Source organism: Corynebacterium sp. HMSC036D02, from assembly GCF_001836165.1.
GTDB lineage: Bacteria > Actinomycetota > Actinomycetes > Mycobacteriales > Mycobacteriaceae > Corynebacterium.
In genome coordinates, this window is the sequence record NZ_KV827699.1 from 340 (window position 1) to 878 (window position 539).

The following is a 539-nucleotide window of genomic DNA, read 5'->3' on the forward strand; positions in this document are numbered from 1 at the left end:
AAGCCTTAAAGGGGCAATTTTCCATTCCGATCACGGCAGTGTGTACACCTCACAGGCATTTAGAGAGCACTGCGCTGTACTTGGTGTTCGCCAATCCATGGGAGCGGTGGGAACGAGTGCCGATAATGCCCTGGCAGAATCATTTAACGCCACCCTAAAGCGTGAAGTTCTGCGTGATCGGAAAGTCTTTGACAATCCCATCATCTGCCGCCAAGAAGTCTTCCGCTGGTGCATGCGCTACAACACGCGCAGACGACACTCCTGGTGCAACCTTCTAGCCCCCGATGACTTCGAAGAACTCACATCAGCTACACTGACCCAAGCAGCATAGCTAACCCCCGACGTGTCTACCTTCCGGGGGGTCAGGCCCCCTCTTTGAATTCGAGGACCTCTGATTCCACCGCGTCGGCCTTCGCCCCGGCCCAGATTGCATCCAGGGCATCGCGGACGTGGGCGGGGAGAAAATCAAGCTCGGGAACTGTTGAGTCCATGTTCTTATTGTACATTTCCCCAGGAAGTTGTTTTTCTGAGGCTTGAGT

General features: G+C 54.5%; 2 protein-coding genes. One reads left to right on the forward strand and one right to left on the reverse strand.

From position 1 onward, the window contains the following. On the forward strand, positions 1-331 hold a 331-nt coding region (locus HMPREF2743_RS12515), incomplete at its 5' end, for an integrase core domain-containing protein (protein ID WP_141761412.1). Positions 332-362: 31 nt separating this feature from the next. On the opposite strand, the gene HMPREF2743_RS13005 is transcribed toward HMPREF2743_RS12515, so the two are convergent. Next, a complete protein-coding gene (locus tag HMPREF2743_RS13005; protein ID WP_256380860.1) occupies positions 363-491 on the reverse strand; it encodes a hypothetical protein in 129 nt (42 codons plus the stop codon). Positions 492-539: the final 48 nt, after the last annotated feature.